At 69.8% G+C, this 21,236-nt stretch carries 23 protein-coding genes, 1 tRNA gene and 2 pseudogenes; 20 read left to right on the top strand and 6 right to left on the bottom strand.

The annotated features are described in order from the left end of the window. Positions 1-79 precede the first annotated feature (79 nt). Together ACQ95T_RS12465 and ACQ95T_RS12460 are read left to right on the top strand one after the other, a co-directional pair. A complete protein-coding gene (locus tag ACQ95T_RS12465; protein ID WP_425941049.1) occupies positions 80-613 on the top strand; it encodes a SigE family RNA polymerase sigma factor in 534 nt (177 codons plus the stop codon). Then, a complete protein-coding gene (locus tag ACQ95T_RS12460; RefSeq protein WP_425941047.1) occupies positions 610-2,148 on the top strand; it encodes an AMIN-like domain-containing (lipo)protein in 1,539 nt (512 codons plus the stop codon). The genes ACQ95T_RS12465 and ACQ95T_RS12460 overlap by 4 nt, the downstream gene beginning before the upstream one ends. Before the next feature lie 132 nt (positions 2,149-2,280). Here the strand turns inward: ACQ95T_RS12460 and ligD are convergent, their stop codons facing one another. After that, positions 2,281-3,249 (bottom strand): non-homologous end-joining DNA ligase, encoded by a 969-nt coding sequence (gene ligD, locus ACQ95T_RS12455; RefSeq protein WP_425941045.1) that lies wholly within the window; start codon positions 3,247-3,249, stop codon positions 2,281-2,283. A gap of 19 nt (positions 3,250-3,268) precedes the next feature. Between ligD and ACQ95T_RS12450 the strand changes: the two are divergent. The 4 genes and pseudogenes from ACQ95T_RS12450 to ACQ95T_RS12435 form a co-directional block, all read left to right on the top strand. Then, positions 3,269-3,586, top strand: a pseudogene (locus ACQ95T_RS12450) (CHC2 zinc finger domain-containing protein); the annotation flags it as partial. A gap of 242 nt (positions 3,587-3,828) precedes the next feature. Continuing rightward, entirely contained in the window at positions 3,829-5,247 is a 1,419-nt protein-coding gene (locus ACQ95T_RS12445) for a toprim domain-containing protein (RefSeq protein ID WP_431472975.1), read from the top strand. Position 5,248: 1 nt separating this feature from the next. Beyond that, positions 5,249-5,830, top strand: coding sequence for a hypothetical protein (locus ACQ95T_RS12440; RefSeq protein ID WP_425941041.1), 582 nt, complete (start codon positions 5,249-5,251; stop codon positions 5,828-5,830). A gap of 113 nt (positions 5,831-5,943) precedes the next feature. Further along, positions 5,944-6,016: transfer RNA gene (locus tag ACQ95T_RS12435), tRNA-Asn, on the top strand. A gap of 155 nt (positions 6,017-6,171) precedes the next feature. Here the strand turns inward: ACQ95T_RS12435 and ACQ95T_RS12430 are convergent. Then, positions 6,172-6,378, bottom strand: coding sequence for a helix-turn-helix domain-containing protein (locus tag ACQ95T_RS12430; protein WP_114906025.1), 207 nt, complete (start codon positions 6,376-6,378; stop codon positions 6,172-6,174). A gap of 163 nt (positions 6,379-6,541) precedes the next feature. On the opposite strand from ACQ95T_RS12430, the gene ACQ95T_RS12425 reads away from it, so the two are divergent. The 3 genes from ACQ95T_RS12425 to ACQ95T_RS12415 all read left to right on the top strand — a co-directional run bounded on the left by ACQ95T_RS12425 (position 6,542) and on the right by ACQ95T_RS12415 (position 7,657). Then, positions 6,542-6,745 carry a toxin-antitoxin system HicB family antitoxin gene (locus ACQ95T_RS12425; RefSeq protein WP_075958334.1) on the top strand — a complete coding sequence of 68 codons (204 nt, stop codon included), beginning with the start codon at positions 6,542-6,544 and terminating at the stop codon, positions 6,743-6,745. 3 nt (positions 6,746-6,748) lie between these two features. After that, complete coding sequence (locus ACQ95T_RS12420) at positions 6,749-7,108, top strand: type II toxin-antitoxin system death-on-curing family toxin (protein ID WP_425941039.1); 360 nt, start codon at positions 6,749-6,751, stop codon at positions 7,106-7,108. A gap of 138 nt (positions 7,109-7,246) precedes the next feature. Beyond that, positions 7,247-7,657, top strand: coding sequence for a GNAT family N-acetyltransferase (locus tag ACQ95T_RS12415; protein ID WP_134774227.1), 411 nt, complete (start codon positions 7,247-7,249; stop codon positions 7,655-7,657). Positions 7,658-7,738: 81 nt separating this feature from the next. On the opposite strand, the gene ACQ95T_RS12410 is transcribed toward ACQ95T_RS12415, so the two are convergent. After that, complete coding sequence (locus ACQ95T_RS12410) at positions 7,739-7,990, bottom strand: hypothetical protein (RefSeq protein ID WP_425941036.1); 252 nt, start codon at positions 7,988-7,990, stop codon at positions 7,739-7,741. A 183-nt stretch (positions 7,991-8,173) separates the two neighbouring features. Between ACQ95T_RS12410 and ACQ95T_RS12405 the strand changes: the two genes are divergently transcribed. Beyond that, positions 8,174-8,521, top strand: a complete 348-nt coding sequence (locus ACQ95T_RS12405) for a PadR family transcriptional regulator (protein WP_303374655.1) — start codon at positions 8,174-8,176, stop codon at positions 8,519-8,521. Then, on the top strand, positions 8,518-9,510 hold the full coding sequence (locus tag ACQ95T_RS12400) for a hypothetical protein (protein ID WP_303374654.1): 993 nt from the start codon (positions 8,518-8,520) through the stop codon (positions 9,508-9,510). Before ACQ95T_RS12405 ends, ACQ95T_RS12400 begins: the two co-directional genes overlap by 4 nt. A 120-nt stretch (positions 9,511-9,630) precedes the next feature. Here the strand turns inward: ACQ95T_RS12400 and ACQ95T_RS12395 are convergent, their stop codons facing one another. Then, a complete protein-coding gene (locus ACQ95T_RS12395; protein WP_425941034.1) occupies positions 9,631-9,870 on the bottom strand; it encodes a hypothetical protein in 240 nt (79 codons plus the stop codon). A 170-nt stretch (positions 9,871-10,040) separates the two neighbouring features. On the opposite strand from ACQ95T_RS12395, the gene ACQ95T_RS12390 reads away from it, so the two are divergent. Then, entirely contained in the window at positions 10,041-11,297 is a 1,257-nt protein-coding gene (locus ACQ95T_RS12390) for an IS256 family transposase (RefSeq protein WP_425941857.1), read from the top strand. Positions 11,298-11,491: 194 nt separating this feature from the next. Here the strand turns inward: ACQ95T_RS12390 and ACQ95T_RS12385 are convergent, their stop codons facing one another. Continuing rightward, positions 11,492-11,953: an NUDIX domain-containing protein gene (locus ACQ95T_RS12385; RefSeq protein WP_425944309.1), complete on the bottom strand. Its 462-nt coding sequence runs from the start codon at positions 11,951-11,953 to the stop codon at positions 11,492-11,494. Positions 11,954-12,073: 120 nt separating this feature from the next. Next, on the bottom strand, positions 12,074-12,670 hold the full coding sequence (locus ACQ95T_RS12380) for a hypothetical protein (protein WP_425944307.1): 597 nt from the start codon (positions 12,668-12,670) through the stop codon (positions 12,074-12,076). A 661-nt stretch (positions 12,671-13,331) separates the two neighbouring features. Here ACQ95T_RS12380 and ACQ95T_RS12375 point away from each other — a divergent pair. The 8 genes and pseudogenes from ACQ95T_RS12375 to ACQ95T_RS12340 all read left to right on the top strand — a co-directional run bounded on the left by ACQ95T_RS12375 (position 13,332) and on the right by ACQ95T_RS12340 (position 20,801). Beyond that, positions 13,332-13,562: a hypothetical protein gene (locus ACQ95T_RS12375; protein WP_425944305.1), complete on the top strand. Its 231-nt coding sequence runs from the start codon at positions 13,332-13,334 to the stop codon at positions 13,560-13,562. Between the two features lie 347 nt (positions 13,563-13,909). Next, positions 13,910-14,245: a hypothetical protein gene (locus tag ACQ95T_RS12370; RefSeq protein ID WP_289019947.1), complete on the top strand. Its 336-nt coding sequence runs from the start codon at positions 13,910-13,912 to the stop codon at positions 14,243-14,245. Between the two features lie 9 nt (positions 14,246-14,254). Further along, positions 14,255-14,908: an ABC transporter ATP-binding protein gene (locus ACQ95T_RS12365; RefSeq protein WP_431472974.1), complete on the top strand. Its 654-nt coding sequence runs from the start codon at positions 14,255-14,257 to the stop codon at positions 14,906-14,908. A gap of 77 nt (positions 14,909-14,985) precedes the next feature. Beyond that, on the top strand, positions 14,986-17,130 hold the full coding sequence (locus ACQ95T_RS12360; RefSeq protein WP_219977699.1) for a hypothetical protein: 2,145 nt from the start codon (positions 14,986-14,988) through the stop codon (positions 17,128-17,130). Between the two features lie 120 nt (positions 17,131-17,250). After that, positions 17,251-17,411: pseudogene (locus ACQ95T_RS12355) on the top strand (IS3 family transposase); the annotation flags it as partial. Then, a complete protein-coding gene (locus ACQ95T_RS12350; RefSeq protein WP_425944313.1) occupies positions 17,409-17,711 on the top strand; it encodes an integrase core domain-containing protein in 303 nt (100 codons plus the stop codon). The pseudogene ACQ95T_RS12355 and the gene ACQ95T_RS12350, both read left to right, overlap by 3 nt. Before the next feature lie 1,105 nt (positions 17,712-18,816). Then, positions 18,817-19,527, top strand: coding sequence for a tyrosine-type recombinase/integrase (locus tag ACQ95T_RS12345; RefSeq protein WP_431472973.1), 711 nt, complete (start codon positions 18,817-18,819; stop codon positions 19,525-19,527). After that, positions 19,527-20,801, top strand: coding sequence for a helix-turn-helix domain-containing protein (locus tag ACQ95T_RS12340; protein ID WP_431472972.1), 1,275 nt, complete (start codon positions 19,527-19,529; stop codon positions 20,799-20,801). The genes ACQ95T_RS12345 and ACQ95T_RS12340 overlap by 1 nt, the downstream gene beginning before the upstream one ends. The last annotated feature ends 435 nt before the right edge of the window (positions 20,802-21,236 follow it).

Below are 21,236 nucleotides of genomic sequence, written 5' to 3'. Positions count from 1 at the left end.
CCGTGGATCGTCCTGCGGGCTGAACCTTTTCCTCGTCCCGTGCGACATGCTGGGAACAGGCCCTGGAAGGGAGTGCGCCGTGGTGACCACCGACCCCGCCTACAGCGAGTTCGTGCTCGCTCGGCAGGGACGGCTGCGCCGGGCGGCCTACCTCATGTGCGGGGACGTGGCCCAGGCCGAGGACCTGCTGCAGGAGGCCCTCGTCGCCCTCGCCGAGAAGTGGGAGACCGTCGAGCACCCGGACGCGTTCGTGCGCCGGGTGATCTACCGCCAGCGCGTCTCCTGGTGGCGCCGCTCCCGGCACGAGCTGGTCGTCGACCGCCTTCCCGAGGCCGGCGTCGACGACGGGGCGGAACGGCGGGCCCGGGACGCCGAGGTGCACGACGTGCTGCGCACGCTGCCGCCGCGGCAGCGCGCGGCCCTCGTGCTGCGCTACTTCGAGGACCTGACCGAGGCGCAGACCGCCGAGGTCATGGGGGTGGCCACCGGGACGGTCAAGAGCCTGTCGCACCAGGCCGTGGCCCGGATGCGGGCCGAGCTGACCGCGCGGCGCGCCGCGGAGGCGCAGGAGCCGGTGCCGGCTCCCCTCCCGCAGCAGGAGGGACGACGATGAACGAGAGGTATGACGTGGACGGAACCGGGCGCAGCGACGGTGGCGGCCTCGACGTGCGCGAGCTGCTCGAGGAGGCCTCCTGGGGCGAGGTCCTGGAGGAGCTGGACGTCGACGGGGCCTGGCGGTCGGGGCGCCGCCGGCGGACCCTGCGGCGGGTCGCCGCCGGGACCCTCGCCGGGACGGTGGCGGCCTCCGTGCTGGTCCTGGGGTGGCAGGCCGGGGCGCTGGTCGGGCCGGACCCCCAGGGACCGACGGTGGCCGCGGTGCCCGACGGCTGGACGACCTTCGTCCTCGCCGCGCCCGAGGCCCCGACCCCCGCGCCGGCCGTGGACGACGCCGTCGCGGTGCCCGAGGCGGACGCGCTGAGGGGAAGCACCTGGGAGCTGCTCCCCGACCTGCACGGCGGCGGCACGGGCGCGCAGACCGTCGTCCCGGCCTCCCGGGACACCACGTTCTCCTTCGCGGAGGAGGGCGGTGGCTGGGGGTTCGAGATCGCCGGGTGCGGTGGCGGATGGTTCTCCCAGGACCTGGACCTGGACGACCAGGGGCGCTTCCCGCCCGGTGACCCGGTCACCACCGACAGGGGCTGCCCGGCAGAGGTGCAGGAGGCCGAGGACGTCTGGCGGGACGCGCTGGGGGGCGGAGGTGTCCTGCGCGCGGTCGGCGACGGGCGGTGGCTGCTGCTGTCGGTGGACGTGCCCGACGGCGCGGGCGACCCCCCGGCCACCGTCGGACCCGTCCCGACGCAGGACCCGCAGGTCACCGTTCCCGACCCCGACGCCCCGGGCAGCTCCGACGGGGTCGTGGTGGTGGAGGAGGTCGCTCCCGGGCCGTCGGCGGGCGACGACCCCGACCGGCCCGCCGCGTCCCCGGCGCCCGTGCCGGCCGACGGGACGGGGGAGGTGGCAGCACCGGTGCCGGACGGACCGGACGACCCGTCCCCGGAGCCGTCGCCGGGCCCGGACGAAGGAGCCGGGGCGGAGGAGGACCCGGACGCCGTCGCGGCACCCCCTCCGGCGCCCGCCCCGGCGGAGCCGTCCGTCGCCCCGGCGCCGGGGACGGGCACCCCGACCCCGCTGGCCGGCTTCACGGCGGCCGCCGAGGTGGCGGTCGGCGGGGCCTGGCCGGACGGCGGCCAGCTGTTCGCCCCCACGCTGCGTGCCGGGCTGAACGAGGGTTACGACCGGGTCGTGGTGGACCTCACCGGCACGGGGACGCCCGGGTGGCGCGCGGCATACCCCGGGACGGCCGTGCGGGACGGGTCCGGACTGCCGGCGGGGGTGGCCGGCGACAGCGTGCTCGAGGTGGTCCTCACCGGCATGGCCTACCCCGAGCCGGGCGACCCCGTCTACGACGCGGGCGACGCCGGGCTGGACACGCACACCCTGGACGGCGTGGTCGAGGTCCTGCGCACGACGCCCTTCGAGGGTCGGCTCCAGCTCTTCGTCGGGATCACCGGGGAGCCGCGTCCCTACCGGGTGTTCCTGCTGCAGGACCCGATGCGGCTGGTGGTGGACGTCCAGCACGTCGGCTGAGGATCGAGGGCGAGGCGCGAGGGGGGCGAGCGACCACCGGCCACCGGCCACCGGCCACCAACCACCGGCCACCGGCCACCAACCACCGGCCACCGGCCACCGGCCACCAACCACCGGCCACCAACCACCGCCTCAGGGGGCCGGGTCTGGTTCCTCCGGGGTCTCCTCGCCCTCCGCCTCGTCCCGCTCCGCCCACTGCAGCAGCGGAGCCAGGTCGAAGACCGCGTCGTCGATCCCGGCGTGCAGGTCGCCCAGCTCGGTGTAGCGCCCGGGCATCGTCAGCACGGTGAAGTCGGCCGGGTCGCAGGTGGGCACCTCCTCCCAGCGCAGGGGGGCCGAGACCCGGGCGTCCGGCGTCGCACGGACCGAGTAGGCGGCGGCGATCGTGTGGTCCCGGGCGTTCTGGTTGAAGTCGACGAACACCTTGCGGGGGTCCCTGTCCTTGCGCCACCAGGCGGTCGTCGCCTCCTCGGTGCGCCGCTCCACCTCGCGCGCGAAGGCCAGGGCGGCCCGGCGGACCTGGGTGAACCCGTGCTCGGGAGCGATCCGCACGTAGACGTGCAGCCCCTTGCTCCCGGTGGTCTTGGGCCAGCCCACGGCCCCCAGCTCGTCGAGGACCTCCTGCGCCACGCCGGCGACCCGGCGGACGGTGGCGAAGTCGCAGTCGTCCCCGGGGTCGAGGTCGATGCGCCACTCGTCCGGCTGCTCCACGTGGCCCCGTCTGCTGTTCCACGGGTGGAGCTCCACGCACGACATCTGGACGGCCCAGACGACCTGGGCCACCTCGGTGACGCACAGCTCGTCCGCCGTGCGGTTCCACCGGGGGAAGGTCACGTGGACCGTCCCGACCCAGTCGGGGGCGCCGCGCGGCAGCCGCTTCTGGTGGACCCGTTCACCCGTGATGCCCTCGGGGAAGCGGTGCATCATGCACGGGCGCTCCCGGAGCGCGTTGACGATCCCGTCGCCCACCGAGAGGTAGTAGCGCGCCAGGTCGATCTTCGTGATGCCCGGGCCGGGGAAGTAGACCCGGTCGGGGTTGGAGATCCGCACGGTCCGGCCGCCCACCTCCAGCTCGGTCGCCGGCGCGCTCTGCTTGGCCATTCGCCCACAGTAGCCACCGGTGGCTGTGGACGCCGTTGGGTCGTCGTCGGCGCCGCGACCTAGACTCACCGGAGAAGATCACCAGGAGGTGCGCGTGGCGGGACGGATCAGGAACGAGGACGTCCAGACCGTCAAGGAGCGCGCCTCGCTCGAGGAGGTCGTCCGCGAGCACGTCACCCTCCGCGGAGGAGGGATCGGGACCCTCAAGGGCCTGTGCCCCTTCCACGACGAGAAGACCCCGTCCTTCACCGTCCGGCCCGCCGTGGGCTACTTCCACTGCTTCGGCTGCGGCGAGGGCGGGGACGTGCTGGACTTCATCCAGAAGATCGACCACCTCACCTTCGCCGAGTCGGTCGAGCGGCTGGCCGGCCAGCTGGGACTGACCCTGCGCTACGAGGAAGGGACGGGTCAGGAGGCCGGGGGCCCCCAGGCGCCTGCCGGTCAGCGCACGCGGCTGATGGAGGCCCACCGCGTGGCCGAGGAGTTCTACCACGAGCAGCTGCTCTCCTCCGGGGAGGGCAGGTCGGCCCGGGCCTTCTGCGGGAGAAGGGGTTCACCGGGGAGCACGCCGCCCAGTTCATGGTGGGGTATGCCGCGCGCGGCGGCTCGGTCCTCTCGGACCACCTGCGGCGCAAGGGCTTCACCGACGAGGAGCTGGTCCTGGGCGGGCTGTCCGCCCGCGGCTCGCGCGGGCTCTACGACCGGTTCCGCGGCCGCGTCGTCTGGCCGATCCGCTCGATCGCCGGCGACACGGTCGGCTTCGGTGCCCGGCGCCTGTACGACGACGACCGGGTCGCGGCCAAGTACCTCAACACCTCCGAGACCCCGATCTACCGCAAGACCAGCGTCCTGTACGGCCTCGACATGGCCAAGAAGGCCATCGCCACCGAGCGGCGGGCCGTGGTCGTGGAGGGTTACACCGACGTCATGGCGGCCCACCTGTCCGGGGTGGGCACCGCCGTGGCCACCTGCGGGACGGCGTTCGGCGGAGACCACATCTCCATGCTGCGCCGGATCCTGCGGGACGAGGCCGGACGGGCACCGGCCCGGGTCATCTTCACCTTCGACGGCGACGCCGCCGGGCAGAAGGCCGCGATGAAGGCCTTCGAGCACGACGAGCGGTGGGCGGCCCAGTCCTTCGTCGCGGTCGCCGACGAGGGGCAGGACCCCAACGACCTGTGGCTGCGGGGAGGGCCGGAGGCGGTCCGCGCGCTGGTGGAGGAGGCGACCCCGATGTTCGAGTTCGCCGTGCGCACCACCCTGGCCCCCTACGACCTGGCCCTGGCCGCGGAGCGGGTCCAGGCGATGCGGGCCGTCGCCCCCATCCTCGCAGGGGTCAAGGACCCGACGCTGCGACCGGAGTACGTCCGCGACGTCGCGGGCTGGATGGGCGTGGACCCCTCCGCCCTGACGGTCGAGGTGACCCGGGCGGCGGCCGCGCCCGCCCGGCCCGGACCCGCCCGGGCCGCCCCACCGCATACCCCCGCGGCGGAGCCGGTGGTCCCCGTGGCCGACCTGTCCGACCCGGTCCAGGTGGCCGAGCGGCACCTGCTCCAGGTGGCGCTGCAGTACCCCCTGGCCATCGTGGCCGAGGACATGGACGAGCTGCCCGCGGCCCAGCTGAGGGCACCGGTGCACCAGGCGGTGTGGCAGGCGCTGCAGCAGGCGGGGGGCGTGCACGCCGCGGCCAGCACCAGTGCGGCCGGCTGGACGCGCGCCGTGCTCTCCCGGACCCCGCCCACGGTGCAGGGGCTGGTCCGTGAGCTCGCGGTGGCGCCGCTGCCGACGCGGCTCGACCCGGGCACGGGGACGCCCTCGGAGGCCTACGTCGACTCGCTGGTGCTGCGGGTGCGCCTGGCCGCGTCCGAGCAGCGCATCTCCCAGACCATCAGCCGGCTCCAGCGGCTGACCCCCGGCGTCCCGGAGGCCCGCCGGGTCGACGAGGAGCTGATGGCCCTGCAGCGCGAGCACGCTGCCCTCAAGGACAGGATGAGCTGAGATGGCATGGTGGAGACGAGCACGGGCGGACCGGGACGGCCCGCCACGACCCGCACGGTCGGCGGGGGCTCCTCCGGAGGGGGTGCTGCCGGACCTGCTCCGGGGCGAGCAGGTCCTGGCGACCGCGCAGGAGGACGCGGACGGGCACTGGGTGGTGCTGACCACCTGGCGGTTGGTGGAGCGGACCGAGGAGGGTGCCACGGTGGTCGAGCGCCCCTGGCACGAGGTGGACAGCGGCGCCTGGGACCCCGACGAGTGGCTGCTCGCGGTGGACTTCGTCGACGGGGTGGGGCCTCGTCGCTGGCGGCTGCGCGACCGCACCGGTCCGGGGTCGGTGCCGGTCGTCGTGCGGGACCGCACGACGGCCAGCGTGGTCCTGACGCGGGGGGTGGATCTGGGCCCGCGCCGGACCGCCCGGGTGACGGTCCGCAAGGTGCTGCACAGCCGCGAGCTGGTCGAGCAGGTGCTGCTGGGTCCGGGCGCGCAGCTGGTCGACGCCCAGCTGGCCCGCGCCGTCCACGAGGCCCGGCGGGACGTGCGTGACCAGGCCGGGCTGGACCCCGACCCGCCACAGCTCGCCTGAGAGGTGCACCCCCGGGGGCCGGGTGACGGTGCTGAGCAGCGTGCTGCCGGTGAGACCGGCCCGGATTTCGGCGCCGTCGTGCCGTTTGCTACAGTCTCTTCGCGCTGCGACTTTCCCCTGTAGCTCAATTGGCAGAGCAGCCGGCTGTTAACCGGCAGGTTGTTGGTTCGAGTCCAACCGGGGGAGCGTTGTGAAAAGGCCTCTGAACTGCGGAAACGCAAGTTCAGAGGCCTTTCTCTTTTCGAGTGCAGCGACTATGCATCGTTCGCAGGTGGCTGCCTCTCGACCGGAGAGGAGCAGCCATGACCTTCTCGGTCGCTTCTCGGCACGACTCTGACCCCTCAGCCGGTCCGGCGCCACCCTCCGACTGGGCAGGAGTCGATGAACCTCTCGATCGAGTCGAGCTTGATCCGCAGCGTCTTGCGCCCGAGCCGGACGGCGTCGAGATGGCCGTCGGCGATGTAGCGGCGCACGGTCTTGGTCGAGACCGCGAGGACGTCGGCCGCCTCGGCCAACGACACGAGCTTGTGGGAGAGGGTGGCGGCCATGGTCGTCTCCTGGGGCAGGGGCGGCCTGTGTGACCGCACTCGTCCCCCAAGGCCGCCGAGCAGTCGCGAGTGGCCACCTGCGTCTGCCGCACGCCGAGCAATCGAGGCGCAGCGGCGCACGGGCCGCCCAAGGCGTCAGATACCAGAGTGATACCATCAGCGGATGGCGATGACTCTGCGGCTTTCTCCGGAGGACGAGCGCGCCTTGGCGGCCCTGGCCGAGGCCGAGGGTGTGAGCAAGCAGGAGGCGACGGTGCGGGCGATCCGGGAAGCGGCCGCGCGGCGCGGGCACGAGGAGCGTGTGCGCGAGTTGTCCGCACGGGGGCGTGAGCGGTACGCCGACCTGCTTGAGCGTCTCGGGCGCTGACCCTTGGAGTACCTGACTACGGAGGACCTGCTCGCCCTGGCATCGGACCTGCGCGTAGGTCCGATGCAGGACCTTGGCCTCTTGGACTCCGCCGCCCACCGTCCCCGCGCCAGCGTTTTCGGACGTGACGCCTATCCCGGCATCGATGCCAAGGCGGGTGCGCTGCTGGAGTCCATCGTCGTCAACCACCCGCTCGTCGATGGCAACAAGCGCCTGGGATGGCTCGCCGTAGTCGTGTTCTACGGCCTCAACGGCATCGACCTCCAAGCACCCGACGACGCCGCCTACGACCTGGTCATCGCCGTCGCCAGCGGCAAGGCCGACCACCAGGTGGCAGCCCGCCACCTGACCCAGTGGCACTAGTTCAAGCTACGGCTCGCGGCATGGTCGGACGCTAGGCGACGACAGCGGCAGAAGAGTGCACCACCCGGTGACAACACGCTCGCCGCCGGTCGCGCCTGGACCCAGGATGAGGTAGAGGAGCAGCTAGATTCTGGCCTCATGTCCTACACCGTCGCGCGGCGCAAGCCCACCGTCGAGGAGCACCGTCGATTGTCTGAGTCCGTCGGCTGGGCCGACGCCTTCTGGTGGGAGGCGATGCCCGCGTCCTTGGCCGGCTCTACCTGCGGTGTGGTGGTCCATCAGGACGGCGGTGAGCTCGTGGGGATGGGGCGGGTGGTGGGAGACGGTGCCTTCTACTTCTACATCCAGGACGTGGTGGTGCATCCGGACTATCAAGGCTGCGGGGTAGGACGGACCATCGTGGACGAGCTCGTGGACCAGATCAGGCAGCAGGCGCCGGGCCACTGTTTTGTCGGCCTCTTTGCCACACCGGCCGCAGAGACGCTCTATCGGAAGCTGGGGTGGGGAGAGCAGGAGATGCTCGGTATGTGGAAGGTCGTCAGGGACTGACGTGTGGGCGAAATGCGCGTCGACCGTCGGGATGACGGTCAGTCAAAGCACCAGCCGTCCTCGGCGCGGCAGAAGAGTGCGTCAGGCGGCTGCGTGGTGCGGGGCGCGACGGTCCTTGCGTAGCCATCTGAGCAGATGGAGCAGCGACTGGTGGATCGCAACTCCGACGGCGGTATTCAAGGCAGCCAGTCCAGCCGCTCCAAGGAACTCATTGGGTGACTCGATGATGCCGTCGAACCACAGAAGCAAGGGCCAGCCCAGGGTTCCGACCAGGAGGCAGGTCTTCCACCAGCGGCCGAGGACCAACCCGAACAAGAGCATCGTGGGAATCATCGGTCCCTCCTCAGATCCTCACCGTACGCCGTGAGCCCCGGTCCCTGGCCAGGATGCGATCAGCAGCAGGACAGTGCGTCTGCCAAGGGCGTCCGCCGTCGCGGCGAGCCTCTGAGGGTGTGAACCTCGTGGTGGACGGCGTGTCGCCGGCACATAGTCGTGTTACGCGAGTATTCATGTCCCATGAGTACCGGACTGAGGGAACCGTCGTTCTTGATCCTGACGGCATTGGTGAACCAGCCGCTGCACGGCTATGCACTGCTCGAGGCGGTCGAGGAGGCCTCCGGTGGTCGGGTGCGCCTGGCCGTGGGGAGCCTGTACGCCACGCTGGACCGAATGGCGGCTCAGGGGTGGGTCGCGGTGGCCGAGGAAGAGGTCGTCAACGGACGGCTGCGGCGGACCTACGAGATCACCGCTGCGGGAAAGAGCGTGCTCACCGCCGAGGTGGAGCGCATGAACTCGCTGGTGGTCGAGGCGAGCCGACGGCTTGGCTTCGCGCCCCGTCCGCGGCGGGCGGGAGGTGTGGCATGAGGGCATCGGCCTACGAGCACCTGTGTCACCTACTCACGCTGGCCTACCCCGAGCCGTACCGCAGCACCCACGGCGCCGAGATCGTCGGTGTGCTGCTCGACGCGGACGACCGCCGCCCGGGCACGTGGCGCAGGATCCGTGAGGTGGGCGGAGTCGTGGTCCATGCGGCCAAGGTCCGTGTCCTGTCGCCGCACGTCACTGGCGCTGAGGCTGCGCCACGCCCGTGGCACCTGGCGGGCATGCTTGTCATGATGGTGCTGGCCGTGGTGGCGACACAGGCCTGGACATCGGCTTTGGTACGCCTTGCTGACGCCGAGCGGGGAGACGGATGGCTGGACCCCCGCTGGCCGGTCCACGCGGCATGGCTCATCGCCGGCGTCATGATCTGGGCTCGCCGCCCGGCGGCAGCATGGGCGGCGATGCTGGTCGCAGCTGTCCTGGTCACCGCCTACCCGGTATTCGTCGCGACCGGCATCCCGTGGCCCGCTCAGGTGCCCGGTACGTGGGGCCACGCCACCCCGGCTGACCCATCGCCCGGGTTGCCGTTGACCGCCAGGGACGCCGCCTGGTGGGGCCTTTCCTTGGCTGCTGTGGCCATGACCGCCACCCCGCGCAGGCTCGCCACAGCCGTGGCCGCCCTCCCGCGCTTCGCGGTGGCGCGGGCCGCCCTCATCAGCGCCGGCCTCGCGGCAGTGACCGGACTGATCGCGCTTGCCGACGCCGCGGTCAACCACAGCTACTGGTTCACCGCCGAGCATGTGCGCACCTCGCCGCTGCCGGCATTCGTCGTCCTGGCAGTCCTGGCCGCACACCTGCGCGTGCGGGCGAAGACCGGAGCAGTCGTCCTGACCTTCGCCATCCTCGCGCTGGCCTCAGCCTCGGCAGCCCCGTCAATCTTCCAGCTGACAGCCGTCCTCACCGCAGCGGCCGGGGGTGTAGCCCTCGCACTGACCGCACACAGATCCATCAAGAGCCCCGCACGGGGATGAGTCGCGGCCACCCCGCCGTCCAGTGGCGTCAGGGCCGAGCGCCAACCGGCAGGACTTGAAAGCCACGCGCCCGCAGCGGCAGAACAGTGCGTCGCAGCCTCTTGCGGCTTGGTCGGCCAGCTAGTGCTCTGCGGCAAACCTCTTCAGTTCCTCGATGCCGAGCTCCTCATCTGAGTTCACCAGGAGTTCCTGCACATCCGCGGCGAACGGAAGTTGCAAGGGAGAAGAGCTGGCCGCGGCGTCGGGGTACAGCGAAACGCCAGGGTGCAACGAGGTGAGGAGGCCTGCTACCTGTATGTCCGACCGGTCACACTCTTGGGCGCCACGGAACCTCGCCACGTTACTCGCAGCGACCAGCACCGTGCGTGCCTCTTTACTGAAGGGCCGCATGTATCTCCTCGACATTCAGTGGAGTCCATCAGAGTGGTGTACGACGACCACGGTGGTGAGCGTGTCCTGCTGATGTAGGCGCGGTCACCGCGTGATCCTTCGAGTGAACCTTCCACAGCACTCTCGAACGGAGCATCACGATGACCGCTTCTCCCAGTATCGACCCTGAGGTCTTCCTGCACGAGCAGCTCGCGCAGGCGAGCCCGGACCTGATGCGGCACCTGCTGCAGTCCTTCATCAACACGCTGCTCTCGGGGCAGGCCGACGCGGTCTGCGGCGCCGACTACGGCGACCGCAGCGCCGAGCGGACCAACCGGCGTAACGGGTACCGGCACCGCGACCTGGACACCCGGGTCGGCACGCTGGACGTGGCGATCCCCAAGCTGCGCGAAGGTTCGTTCTTCCCCGACTGGTTGCTCGAGCGGCGCAAGCGTGCCGAGGCGGCCCTGACCACGGTCGTGGCGACCTGCTACCTGCTCGGGGTCTCCACGCGCCGCATGGACAAGCTGGTGACGGCGCTGGGCATCACCGGCCTGTCCAAGTCGCAGGTGTCGGTGATGGCGGCCGAGCTGGACGAGCACGTGGAGTCCTTCCGCACCCGGCCCCTGGACGAGGGGCCGTACACGTTCGTGGCCGTCGACGCCCTGGTGCTCAAGGTCCGCGAGGGCGGGCGCGTGGTCAAGGTGTCCGCGCTGGTGGCCACCGGCGTGAACGCCGAGGGCTACCGGGAGATCCTGGGCATCCAGGTCGCCACCGGGGAGACCACGGCCTCCTGGCTGGCGTTCTTCCGCGACCTGGTGGCCCGCGGGCTGACCGCGGCCGGTCCGGTGGGCCTGGTCACCTCCGACGCCCACGCCGGCCTAGTGGAGGCCATCGGCGCGACCCTGCCCGGGACCGCGTGGCAGCGGTGCCGCACGCACTACGCGGCCAACCTCATGGCCGCCACGCCCAAGTCGTCCTGGCCCTGGGTCAAGGCGCTGCTGCACTCGGTGTACGACCAGCCCGACGCGCCAGCGGTGCAGGCCCAGTTCGACCGGGTGCTGGAGACGCTGGCCGGCAAGCTGCCCGCGGTCGCCGAGCACCTCGAGGACGCCCGGGCCGACATCCTGGCCTTCGCCGCCTTCCCCAAGGAGGTGTGGCGCCAGATCTGGTCCAACAACCCCCAGGAGCGCCTCAACCGCGAGATCCGCCGCCGGACCGACGTCGTGGGCATCTTCCCCCACCGTGAGGCCATCATCCGCCTCGTCGGCGCCGTCCTGGCCGAGCAGCACGACGCCTGGGCCGAGCAACGCCGCTACATCGGCATCGACGTCCTCACCCGCTGCCGCCACGCCCTGGCCCCCACCACCACCGGACAGGAGGAAACCGCTGCTACGGTCCCCGCACTGACGGCCTGATCAACCCCACCGAGGGATCACCGTCGTACACCACTCCACCGGACTTGACCCGACATTCAGAGGTGGCGTCCTTCCCCAACTCGTAGTGACGATCCTGTCACGTTTGACGCTCTGAGCGCGGCAGAAGCGGATGCATCGAGTGAAGGGCCCCGGGGAGGAACGAACACGTCCTGGGAGGAGGTGCTCGTTCGGCCTTAGGTCCGCCGTCGGGTCAGTGCTGCACTGACCCAATCCTGCGTGCCCGTGGGATATAGAGGCAATGGTTCGGCGTCATCGTGCACGGATCGCCAGACGATGGGCACGACGCTGCCGTCAGACTCTGTGAGGGTGGCACCCGCCTTCGCCGGCATAGGGTTGAGCCGCCCCGAGTAGAGGAACACGATCTCGTGACCCTGCACCTCGTCGATGTGAAAGATGTTCCCGACGGCCGCAAGCAGCTCGAGGTCCTCTACGGCTGCCCCCAGCTCTTCGTAGACTTCGCGCAGTACAGCTTCCCTATGGGTCTCCCCGAATTCGACGCTGCCTCCGATAAGACGGTGGTAGCCCTCTGGGTTCTCGGCGGTAGGGACGTTTAGGGTAACTGCATGAGCCGAGGCAGCCTCGTTCGGCGCAATCAGCATCGCCTTGACACGGATCATGGAGCGGTCGACCGTCATGTGACGAGTCTAGTGAGGTGCACGTGGGATGCTGCTGCTTAACTCCAATAGCCCCGTATCCCAGACGCCCTTGGCGCGGCAATAGCGGACGGCGGCTGGTGTCAGGGTGATGGGTGCCTCTCACGGCGGTCCGGATGTGGGAGCATCGTCCCCCAGCGCCCGGCCCCTCACCACCGGCTGCGCCCGCGCCGCGGTCTCGTCTGCCCGTCGGGCGCGCTCGACGTGGTCGACGTGCAGTTGCACCACCGGGTGCTCGTGGAACTGACCTTCCAACACCGGTCCGCCGTGGAGGTACATGTCGATGGAGCGACCACCCGTCTGCCAATAGGCGGTAAAGCGGTAATCTTCGCCCTCGCGTCTAATCTCGTCCATCGGCTCACCCGCCATTTCGACAAGACGGGCGCGCAGCTCCTCCGCCAGCTCGGGCACGACGTCCTCCGACAGCCCGTGCCACAGGAACCAACTGATCCCGACGAACTCGTTCTCGAAGACGTGCCAGCCCACCGCCGGCCACGGGGCGCCCGGGCCACCGCTGTGCCAAGTCTCGCTCCCATGCTCTGACCGCAACCGTTCGGCACCCTCTGCCGCAATGCCGTGTCGCTCGAACCACGCGCTCCGTTCGCTCTGCGTCGTCGGCCATTCCGAGTCGACCAGCTCTCCCACGAGCCTGGCGACCTCCTCGACCGACGGCACGACCTGCCCCCCGTCACCGCCCATGACCAGCAGCGTAGACCCGCGCGCCGACAGGCGCACGCAGGCCGGAGGTGTATTCGTTTGCTCCGGATCTGGTCCGGCACGACGACCGGACGGCCCTTAGCGACCTCGCCTTGACACCGGGGAACTCGCCTGCGACCGGGGAGTGAGTGCTCAAGACGCTCCTGGGCCGTCGTTTCCCCACATCCGACTCTCATGTTGAGCAATCAGCGGCATGGTCGGATGGGGCGCTACGGCTCCATCGGCTCGGTGAGTGAGTCGTACAGCGAGGTCGGAAACGGCAGTTGTTCGTTCGAGTACGGACAACTACCCCAGCGGCGCCACGCGCGTCAGTGGTCTGCTTAATTGTGCATCCACTGACCGAGAAATGGCTCGGAAGGTCGGAACCCGTGCCCGTGTCAACCGCCCACGGCTGAGCGAAGAGAGCCAGCGCCTCGTACCCATCAGGGAACTCCACCGCAAGGTCAAGCCTTGATCCCGATCCAACGCCCCGACGAGGCGGTCGGCCTGTACGGCGTCGAGACGCAGCTAAAGGCCCAGGTCGCCTTCGACGACGCAATCGCCGGTACCACGCCGCGATGCTCGCCATGTTCGGGCTCGAGGACATGGCGGACCACCAACCAAGCCAGCATCCGTGAAAGGCGTGCTGGGCTAGGCTTCAGGAATGTCCAACTCGCAGCTCCTGCGCGCTCTCTCAGAGGCGCTCGAAGACCCCCAGGCCCTCCTGGCAGTCATCCTGGACTCCGAAGACCGAGAGGCCGCGATGGCCGCCCTCCAGGAGAGGTATGGCTGGGATGAGGTGCAGGCGATGACGGTGCTGGACATGCAGTTCAGACGGGCCACGCGCGCCGATCGGGACCTGATCATGCAGGAGTTCGAGCGCGCTCAAGACTGAGGCGCCGCGGCCTAGATGTCGGCGGACGCGGGTCCCGACCTGGGCTTGTAGCAGTAGTCCGACGCGGAAACGAGATCCGCACCCTTCACCCGCCAGTTCGCCTGGGCAGTCCTGGTCTCGAAGGTGAAGACCCCCTTCGTGTTCTGGCGACCGACCTCCTTCGTGCCGAGGTAGAAGGTCACCGTCTGCTGGCCGTTGACCCAGCCCGTGACCCCGATGTACTTCCTGCTTGATGATCCACCGCGGGGTTGTTGGCACGCAGTTCGAGGAGTATCGTCATCCCCCTCCAGAGAGAGGCGACTGTCCTCGGAGTGATCGGATGACATGTCATGAGAACAAAGAGGTTCTTGATTGGCGTTCTGGCGGCTCCCACCCTGCTTCTTGGCATTGGTGGGGGTATCGCGACTGCGGGGACCATCTACCAAGGCGGGGACTACTCCTACACGACGAGCGGTCACAAGCGGCCAGTGATCTGCGACATGGAGGCCGATGCGCGCACGGCCTACGTGCTGTGGGAAGCCGGCAACTACAACATTTCTGGACGGGTGAACGACATGGATGGGTCGTCCGGCTCCTGCTGGATGACCACCTATGACATCGCCACGAACGTGATGTTCCACAAGACGTGTGAAGACATCAACAACTGGCCGGACGCCTGCTCGAAGTGGCACAACCATTACTGAGCGATACCCGTGACCGCCGTTCTGGCGGACAGCATCGTGGGAAAGATCAACACGCACACGGTCTTTCCTAGGACAGCTTTCTCGGTCGAGCGTGGTGAGTGTCTGGCCATTACTGGCCCGTCGGGTAGCGGCAAGACGTCCCTGCTGAACTGTGTCGCCGGTCTGCTGCCACCGCACGAGGGTCAGGTTATGGTGGGCGGGGAAGACATCTACGCGTTGCCGGAGAAACAGCGCACGCGCATGCGGTTGACGCGCATGGGGATGGTCTTCCAGTTCGCCGAACTGGTGCCGGAAATGTCCGCGCTCGAGAACGCCTCACTGCCCCTGCGTTTGGCGGGAACAGCAGCCGCCCTGGCCCGGGTGGCGGCCATGGATCAGTTGCGTGCTACGGGAGTCGATTCGTTAGCCGAGCGATACCCTCACGAGCTGTCAGGAGGGCAGCAGCAACGAGTAGGAATCGCTCGTGCCCTCGCTCACGGGCCCGACATCGTGTTGGCCGATGAACCGACCGGCATGTTGGACCGCGCTGCGAGTGATGCTGCTGTGATGGAGGTGCTGCGTGAAGCTGCTGCTGACCGGGGATGCGCCCTCCTGATCGCCACGCACGATGCTCGGGTCTCATGCGCCGCGGACCGGGTGCTACGCCTCGACGAGCTCGTTTGATGCAGCGCGAACGCTGGACGCTGGCTCGTGGCGTGGCCTGGGATCGTGCTCCAGGTGCGAGAGTGCGGGCGGTCCTCGTGGCGTTCGTGGCCGCCTTCCTGATGCTCAGTGTATTGATCTCCTGCTCTCTGGTGATGCTGCGGCTGTTGCAAGACGAGCGGAGGATGGAGACCTCAGCCATACTCTCGCAGAGTCCCGAGCCAAGCGATGTTCACCTCCTCGTCAACGACGACCAATGGCGCGGGATAGACGTCACGGTAATCGCGTTGGAGCCGGGAACGGACTCGCCGTTGCCGGTGGGAGTGGAGAGTTGGCCACCGATCGGAGAATCCGTGGTGTCCCCAGCGCTATCGCGCCTGGCAGCCCAGCATCCAGAGCTGCGTCAGCGTTACAGTCCCGTCGCCGTGATCGACAGCCAGGGGGTGCCGTCCGGGGATGACCTAATGGTCTACAGCGTCCTCGCCCCAGGGGTGCTGAGCGGTGAGGACCAGGTGATCAGGGGCGAGGACGGAGTCTGGGTCGGTGAGGGCCCGGTTGCCCGGGTGAGTGGGTTCGGTGGTGATGGGCCGCCAGCGTTGACGCTGCGCCTGTTCCCCTCAGAGGCGGGCACCGCGGGGATGATCGGTGCCGGTAGCGCGATCTCCCTGGTCCTTCCGGCGCTGCTGGCAGTCATGGTGGGTCTTGGCGCGGGCAGTGAGTCCAGGCGCAGACGGTTCCGCATCCTGCACTCACTGGGCGCCTCCCGGGGCTACCTGGCTGGAGTCTCCTGGCGCGAGGTGGCGTTCCATGCCTGGCCCACGATGCTGCTCATAGCCTGCGCTTGGGCGGTGTTCGCGCCGATGATCACCTACCTTCCGGGCGTGGCCGAGACGGTATTCCCCGGTGACCTGTCCCTTCCCTGGTGGCTGCTGATGGTGGGTTTCGTTGGGTGCGCGGCGCTGGTCTCGGCCCTGGCCGCCGGGCAGGGCTGGTTCGCGGCCCGCGGGATGGCCGCGGCCAGGCCGACCTTGGAACCACGTACGCCCACGATCTGGTGGCTCGCGCCGGCTGCGGGGTCGGCAGGGTGTTTCCTGCTCGCCTCGGTGACCGGCGGCGAGCGGGCCACCGACCTGCGGTTCGCTGCGGTCGCCCTAGCGATCATTGGCATCCCGTTGGCCGTGCCCACCACGCTGCGTGCCGTGGGTGAGGCGATGACTCGCTCCATGGCGGCACCGATAGCCCTGGCTGGGTACACCCTGCGCTGGAGTCCGCGCACCTATGCTCGCCCGACGGTCGGGATCAGCGCCGCCATCGTCCTCTCACTGGCTGCCGCGGGATACATCGCCGTGGCCGAGCACCGTGAACAGCCTCGTGTTGTCACCAGCGCACCGCCCGTGGTGTCAGTGCAATGGCGAGGGGCCGAGCCCGACGCCCTGGACACCACCCACCCTCCCGGAGTATCCACCGTCATGCCCTTCGTCACGGTCGGGGAGGAGGGCGGGGACCAGCAGGTCCTCATCGGAGCGCGCTGCGATGAGATCGGCCCGGCCCTACGCGTACCAGTCACCTGTAACCGGGCCGACCCGCACACGCTGGTCAAGGGCCAGGAAGACATCAGGTTCCTGCTGAGGGCGCTGGGGGCGCTGGAGGATCCCTCCACGCCGCTTGAGCTGGCTACGCCGGCCTCAATCTACGCCGCGGTAGACGGGGCTCGCGGCGCCGCCCTGGTGACCTCCACTGAACTCCCCGTCGCTGCGTTGGCCGACACGGTAAGCACGTGGACAAGAGCTAGCCTGCCGTCCAGCGACGTCCGTGATGCCACGAGCGGCCAACCCCGCCCCTCTACTCTCGTACCGTGGGTCAAAGCTGCGGTCACCACCAGCCTGCTTGTCCTGGTCCTGACCGCGCTCCTGTCCTACCTCGACCGGGTGCGGGCGGCCGAGGCATCGCTCGGCCCGCTCCTGCGGATAGGAGCCTCGCGGGCACAACGACTCCAGATCAGCCTCGCCCTCACCCTGGTGCCGTTGCTCGTAGCCGGCGCCGTGAGCATCCTGCTGGGCTCCGGCCTGGGATGGCTATTCACCACAGGCACCGTGCCCTACCCTATCTCTGGGCTGATCATCTGCGGTGGCCTCATGGCGGCGGCACTTGCCACGAGTAGCGTCCTCGCCCTGGCAGGCGTCCGCTCTACCGATCGGACCTCTCCGCCATCCCGCATCCTGACCACGGAGACGTCCAGGTAAACCGGCTCTGCTCGACCACGCGAGTACGGCCAGTTCGCGGAGGGGGCTGGGCGAGAAGCTCCGTTCCGGCTCGCCGCCGTCGTCGTCGCCGTCGCCGTCAGCGGTGGTGTTGACCAGCCGAAGCGGCGGAGCTTCACCGCTGAGTTCAAGGCCGCGATCCCGCCGAGTACGACGCCGCCGACCGCGGTGAGCGGGGCGCGATCCTGCGCCGGGAGGGCTTGTACAGCTCGCACATCATCGAGTGGCGCAAGGCCGCCGCCGCCGGAGCGCAGGCCGGGCTGAAGTACGCCCCGGTCTTCCCCGAACGTTTCGGGTCCCTGGCCGACGCCGGCGCGTTCGCCGAGCAGTTCTTCGCCTACTACAACCACGAGCACCGCCACTCCGGCATCGGGCTGCACACCCCCGCCAGCGTCCACTACGGCACCGTCGACCAGGTCCGCGCCCAACGCCAGTCCACCCTGGACGCTGCCTACGCAGCCCACCCCGAGCGCTTCGGCCACCGCCGACCCCAGGCGCCCAAGCTGCCCCAGGCCGCGTGGATCAACCAGCCCTCACAGGAGGCCCTCATACAGACCGCCTGACGGAAACTGTCTCACCCGACTTGACACCTTCCGGGTACGCGTCCTGTCGGCCGCTAACGGTTCGCTCTGTGACCGACGCTCACCAACGGTATAGACATCCCCACTAGTGCATGGGTATGCCATCCAGCAAGAGCGCGCACATCGGCGGAGTCGTGATGTCACGCACCTCTGGGTGGAGCGCGTCACGCACTCCGTCGGGCAGCGCCGCCCTGTGGCCCACCGCCAGGCATGGTCCCGCGGCATGCCGGACGTGACGAGGCGGCGTTCGGCCCGCCGGCGCCGCGTGGTCGCGACGACGCGCGACTCGCTCCCGTCGAACGCCCTCCACTGCTGGCCACTGTGACCCGTCACCTTCGCCCTGCGACACGACCACGCCACCCAGACCGGCGACTCTGCGATGTATGCATGCTTGGCCCCGTCCGCTACCGACCGCCTAGCTTCCCATCCTGGCCCGCGCACGAGATGCGACCTGCGAGTCGACCGACGTCCCTACCGATTCTCCGCTGTGCTGAACCCGCACACACCTCTTTCATCCTGGCCCGAAGCGAGCATTATCGCGTCAGAAGTCACACCCGCCGGGGTCTGCGGATTAGTAGGGACTCCGACGGCCCCCCGCGGGCCCGTTGACCAGGGACGCCCAACTAGGTGTAACGTCAGGAGCAACAATATGGCTTCTGAGGCAACGACGGATCGGCGGTCCTGATGGTCGGCATACCGGGCTCGGCGGGGCTGGTCCTGGTCGCCGGGGTGGCTCATCTGAACGAGGAGAGCGCCGTCTTCGAGGCGATGCTGACCGGCTGGGGTCGTCAGCAGCGGTCCCGGCTGCTGGGCGAGAAGACCATCAGCGACCGGGTCCGGTTGGTCCGTCGGTTCACCGAGTTCGCCGAGTCCTACCCGTGGTCGTGGGGTCCTGGGGACGTGGAGGACTTCACGGTATCCCTGGCCAGCGGGGACGGTCGGCGGTCACCCTCGACGATCCGCGGGTACCACCTGGCGCTGCGGATGTTCTGCGATTACCTCACCGACGCGCGGTACGAGTGGCCCCGGCAGTGTCGCGACCGGTTCGGCTCGGTGCCCCTCGCAGGTGTGCCACGAGTGGAACACGGTGGCGCACCCGAACGAGTACGAGGGCCGTCCGGCACGGCGACCGCTCACCTACGGGGAGCTGCAGGATCTCTTCGACCACCTGGACGCCCAGGTCGAACGGGCCGCGTCCTCGGGCCGCAAGGGAGCGTTGAGCGCGTTGCGGGACGCGCAGGTCTTCAAGACCGCCTATGCGTTCGGCCTGCGCCGCAACGAGCTGTGCCGCCTGGACGTGGCCGACCTGCGCCCCAACCCGCACGTGCCCAGGTGGGGAACGTACGGCTCGGTGCACGTCCGCTACGGCAAGGCCGTTCGCGGCGGTACCCCGCGCCGCCGCACGGTCCTGGCGGTGCCCGAGTTCGACTGGGCCATCGAAGGGATGCGGCAGTGGGTCGAGCAGGCCCGTCCGCTGTTCGGCGTGCCTGGACATCCAGCCCTGTGGGTGACCGAGCGGCTCTCACGGGTCTCGTTGCGCCACTTCGACGCCCGTTTCGCGACGGTCCGCCACCAGGCGGGCCTGGACCCGGCGTTGTCGCTGCACTGCCTGCGCCACTCCTACGTGACTCACCTGGTCGAGTTCGGCTACCCCGAACGGTTCGTCCAGGAGCAGGTCGGGCACGCCTACGCCTCGACCACCGCGATCTACGCCTCGGTCAGCAACGACTTCAAGGACAAGACGCTCAAGGCCGCGCTGGAGCGCGTCTACGCACCCACCGATCAGGAGGACCAGTGATGACCGTCCGCACCGTGATGGGGTGGAACCTGCGTCAGGTGATGGCCACCCACGGCATGTACCAGACCTCCGAGCTCGTCCCGCTGCTGGCCGAGCGCGGGGTCCACCTGTCCCGTGAGCACGTCTACCGGCTGGTGGCCCGGACCCCGCAACGGCTGAACATGGAGGTCCTGGCCGCGCTGTGCGACATCCTGGACTGCGAACCGAACGACCTGCTGGTCCCTACCGTCGTGCAGGAGCAAGCCTCCAAGACCGGTACCGGGAGGGCGGACCGGGCATCGGTGACCTGCGCCCGATCCGGGCCCGGGTCCGCCGCCCTCCTGAGGACCGGTGAGCCCGCGCCCGCAGCTGCCGCGCCAGGACTGCGCGCACTGCGGGCGCCACGACCGATGCACCCGGGTCGTCCTGGAGAAGGCCGTCTGCCAGCGCTGCACGCTGCGTTTCGCCCGGACAGCCCAGCCCTGCCCCGGTTGCGGGCACATCAGGGTGCTGGCCTTCTACGACGACCGGCGCCGGCCGGCGTGCGCGGCCTGCACCGGCAACGAGACCGTCTACGCCTGCACCGCCTGCGGGCGGGAGGACTCCCCGTGGGGCCGGCTGTGCGGGCACTGCGCGCTGCAGGAGAAGGCCACCGTGCTGCTGTCCAGCCCCGACGGGGTCATCCACCCCCGGCTGCGGCCGGTGTACGACGCCCTGATCTCGGGCCCACGACCCCAGTCCACCCTGTACTGGTTCACCCGCTCCACCGGCCCGGCCACCCTGGGCGCGATGGCCCGCGGCGAGCTCGACATCTCCCACGCGACCTTCGAGGCCATGCCCGCGAGCAGGACGAACAGCTACCTGCGCGACCTGCTCACCGCCCTGGGGGTCCTGCCGCCCTTCCACGCCGAGCTCGAGCGGGTCAGCCCGTGGCTGGAGGAGCTGCTGAGCACCCTGCCGGCCGGGCAGTCCGAGGTCCTGGCCCGGTTCGCCCGCTGGCAGGTGCTGAGCAGGCTGCGCCGCCAGGAGCATCACGGGACCCTCACCCACGGCGCGATCTCGGCAGCCAGGGCGACCATCGTCGTCACCGCGCGCTTCATGGACTGGCTCACCGAGGACGGCACCGACCTGACCGACATCGGCCAGGGAGATCTGGACCGGTACGCGCAGCAGCACCGCGCCCGCGCCCTCGCGCTGCGACCGTTCCTGGCCTGGCGCGCCCGCACCGGTCTCGGAGGGAATCTGTCCGTGGCCACCCGCCCCAGCACCCAGCCCGCCGTCACCCTCTCCGATGAGGACAGGTGGGCGCACGTCCAGCTGCTCCTGCACGACGACACCATCCGCCTCTACACCCGCGTCGCCGGCCTGTTCGTCCTGCTCTACGCCCAACCCCTGGCCCGGGTCGTCCGCATGCGCGCCCACCAGATCACCGTCAACCCCGACGGCGTCGTCACCGCCACGTTCGACACCTTCCCCATCGAGCTGCCGGACCCGCTCGACCGCCTGGTTCGCACCCACCTGACCCGTCGGGGGCAGGCCTCCTACGCCAGCCGCGCCGAAATATGGCTCTTCCCCGGCGGCATTCCCGGCAAGCACCTGGCCACCGAGAACGTCCGCGCCCAGCTCGTCGAACGAGGCATCCAGCCCATGGCAGCCCGCAACGCCGCCATGTTCCAGCTCGCCGCGAGCATGCCCACCCCGATCCTCGCCGACATCCTCGGCCTGGCACC

It is taken from the genome of Ornithinimicrobium carbonis, from assembly GCF_050703245.1.
Taxonomy (GTDB): Bacteria; Actinomycetota; Actinomycetes; order Actinomycetales; family Dermatophilaceae; genus Ornithinicoccus.
Note: the sequence above shows the minus strand (reverse complement) of the source record. Positions and strands in the feature narration are given on the sequence as shown.

Coding starts and splice junctions, on each gene's coding strand:
- ACQ95T_RS12340 (WP_431472972.1), top strand. CDS start 19,527: ATGACCGTCCGCACCGTGATGGGGTGGAACCTGCGTCAGGTGATGGCC.
- ACQ95T_RS12415 (WP_134774227.1), top strand. CDS start 7,247: ATGTCCTACACCGTCGCGCGGCGCAAGCCCACCGTCGAGGAGCACCGT.
- ACQ95T_RS12400 (WP_303374654.1), top strand. CDS start 8,518: ATGAGGGCATCGGCCTACGAGCACCTGTGTCACCTACTCACGCTGGCC.
- ligD (WP_425941045.1), bottom strand. CDS start 3,249: ATGGCCAAGCAGAGCGCGCCGGCGACCGAGCTGGAGGTGGGCGGCCGG.
- ACQ95T_RS12380 (WP_425944307.1), bottom strand. CDS start 12,670: ATGGGCGGTGACGGGGGGCAGGTCGTGCCGTCGGTCGAGGAGGTCGCC.
- ACQ95T_RS12425 (WP_075958334.1), top strand. CDS start 6,542: ATGGCGATGACTCTGCGGCTTTCTCCGGAGGACGAGCGCGCCTTGGCG.
- ACQ95T_RS12460 (WP_425941047.1), top strand. CDS start 610: ATGAACGAGAGGTATGACGTGGACGGAACCGGGCGCAGCGACGGTGGC.
- ACQ95T_RS12390 (WP_425941857.1), top strand. CDS start 10,041: ATGACCGCTTCTCCCAGTATCGACCCTGAGGTCTTCCTGCACGAGCAG.
- ACQ95T_RS12445 (WP_431472975.1), top strand. CDS start 3,829: ATGGTGGGGTATGCCGCGCGCGGCGGCTCGGTCCTCTCGGACCACCTG.
- ACQ95T_RS12385 (WP_425944309.1), bottom strand. CDS start 11,953: ATGACGGTCGACCGCTCCATGATCCGTGTCAAGGCGATGCTGATTGCG.
- ACQ95T_RS12405 (WP_303374655.1), top strand. CDS start 8,174: ATGAGTACCGGACTGAGGGAACCGTCGTTCTTGATCCTGACGGCATTG.
- ACQ95T_RS12375 (WP_425944305.1), top strand. CDS start 13,332: ATGTCCAACTCGCAGCTCCTGCGCGCTCTCTCAGAGGCGCTCGAAGAC.
- ACQ95T_RS12430 (WP_114906025.1), bottom strand. CDS start 6,378: ATGGCCGCCACCCTCTCCCACAAGCTCGTGTCGTTGGCCGAGGCGGCC.
- ACQ95T_RS12410 (WP_425941036.1), bottom strand. CDS start 7,990: ATGATTCCCACGATGCTCTTGTTCGGGTTGGTCCTCGGCCGCTGGTGG.
- ACQ95T_RS12440 (WP_425941041.1), top strand. CDS start 5,249: ATGGCATGGTGGAGACGAGCACGGGCGGACCGGGACGGCCCGCCACGA.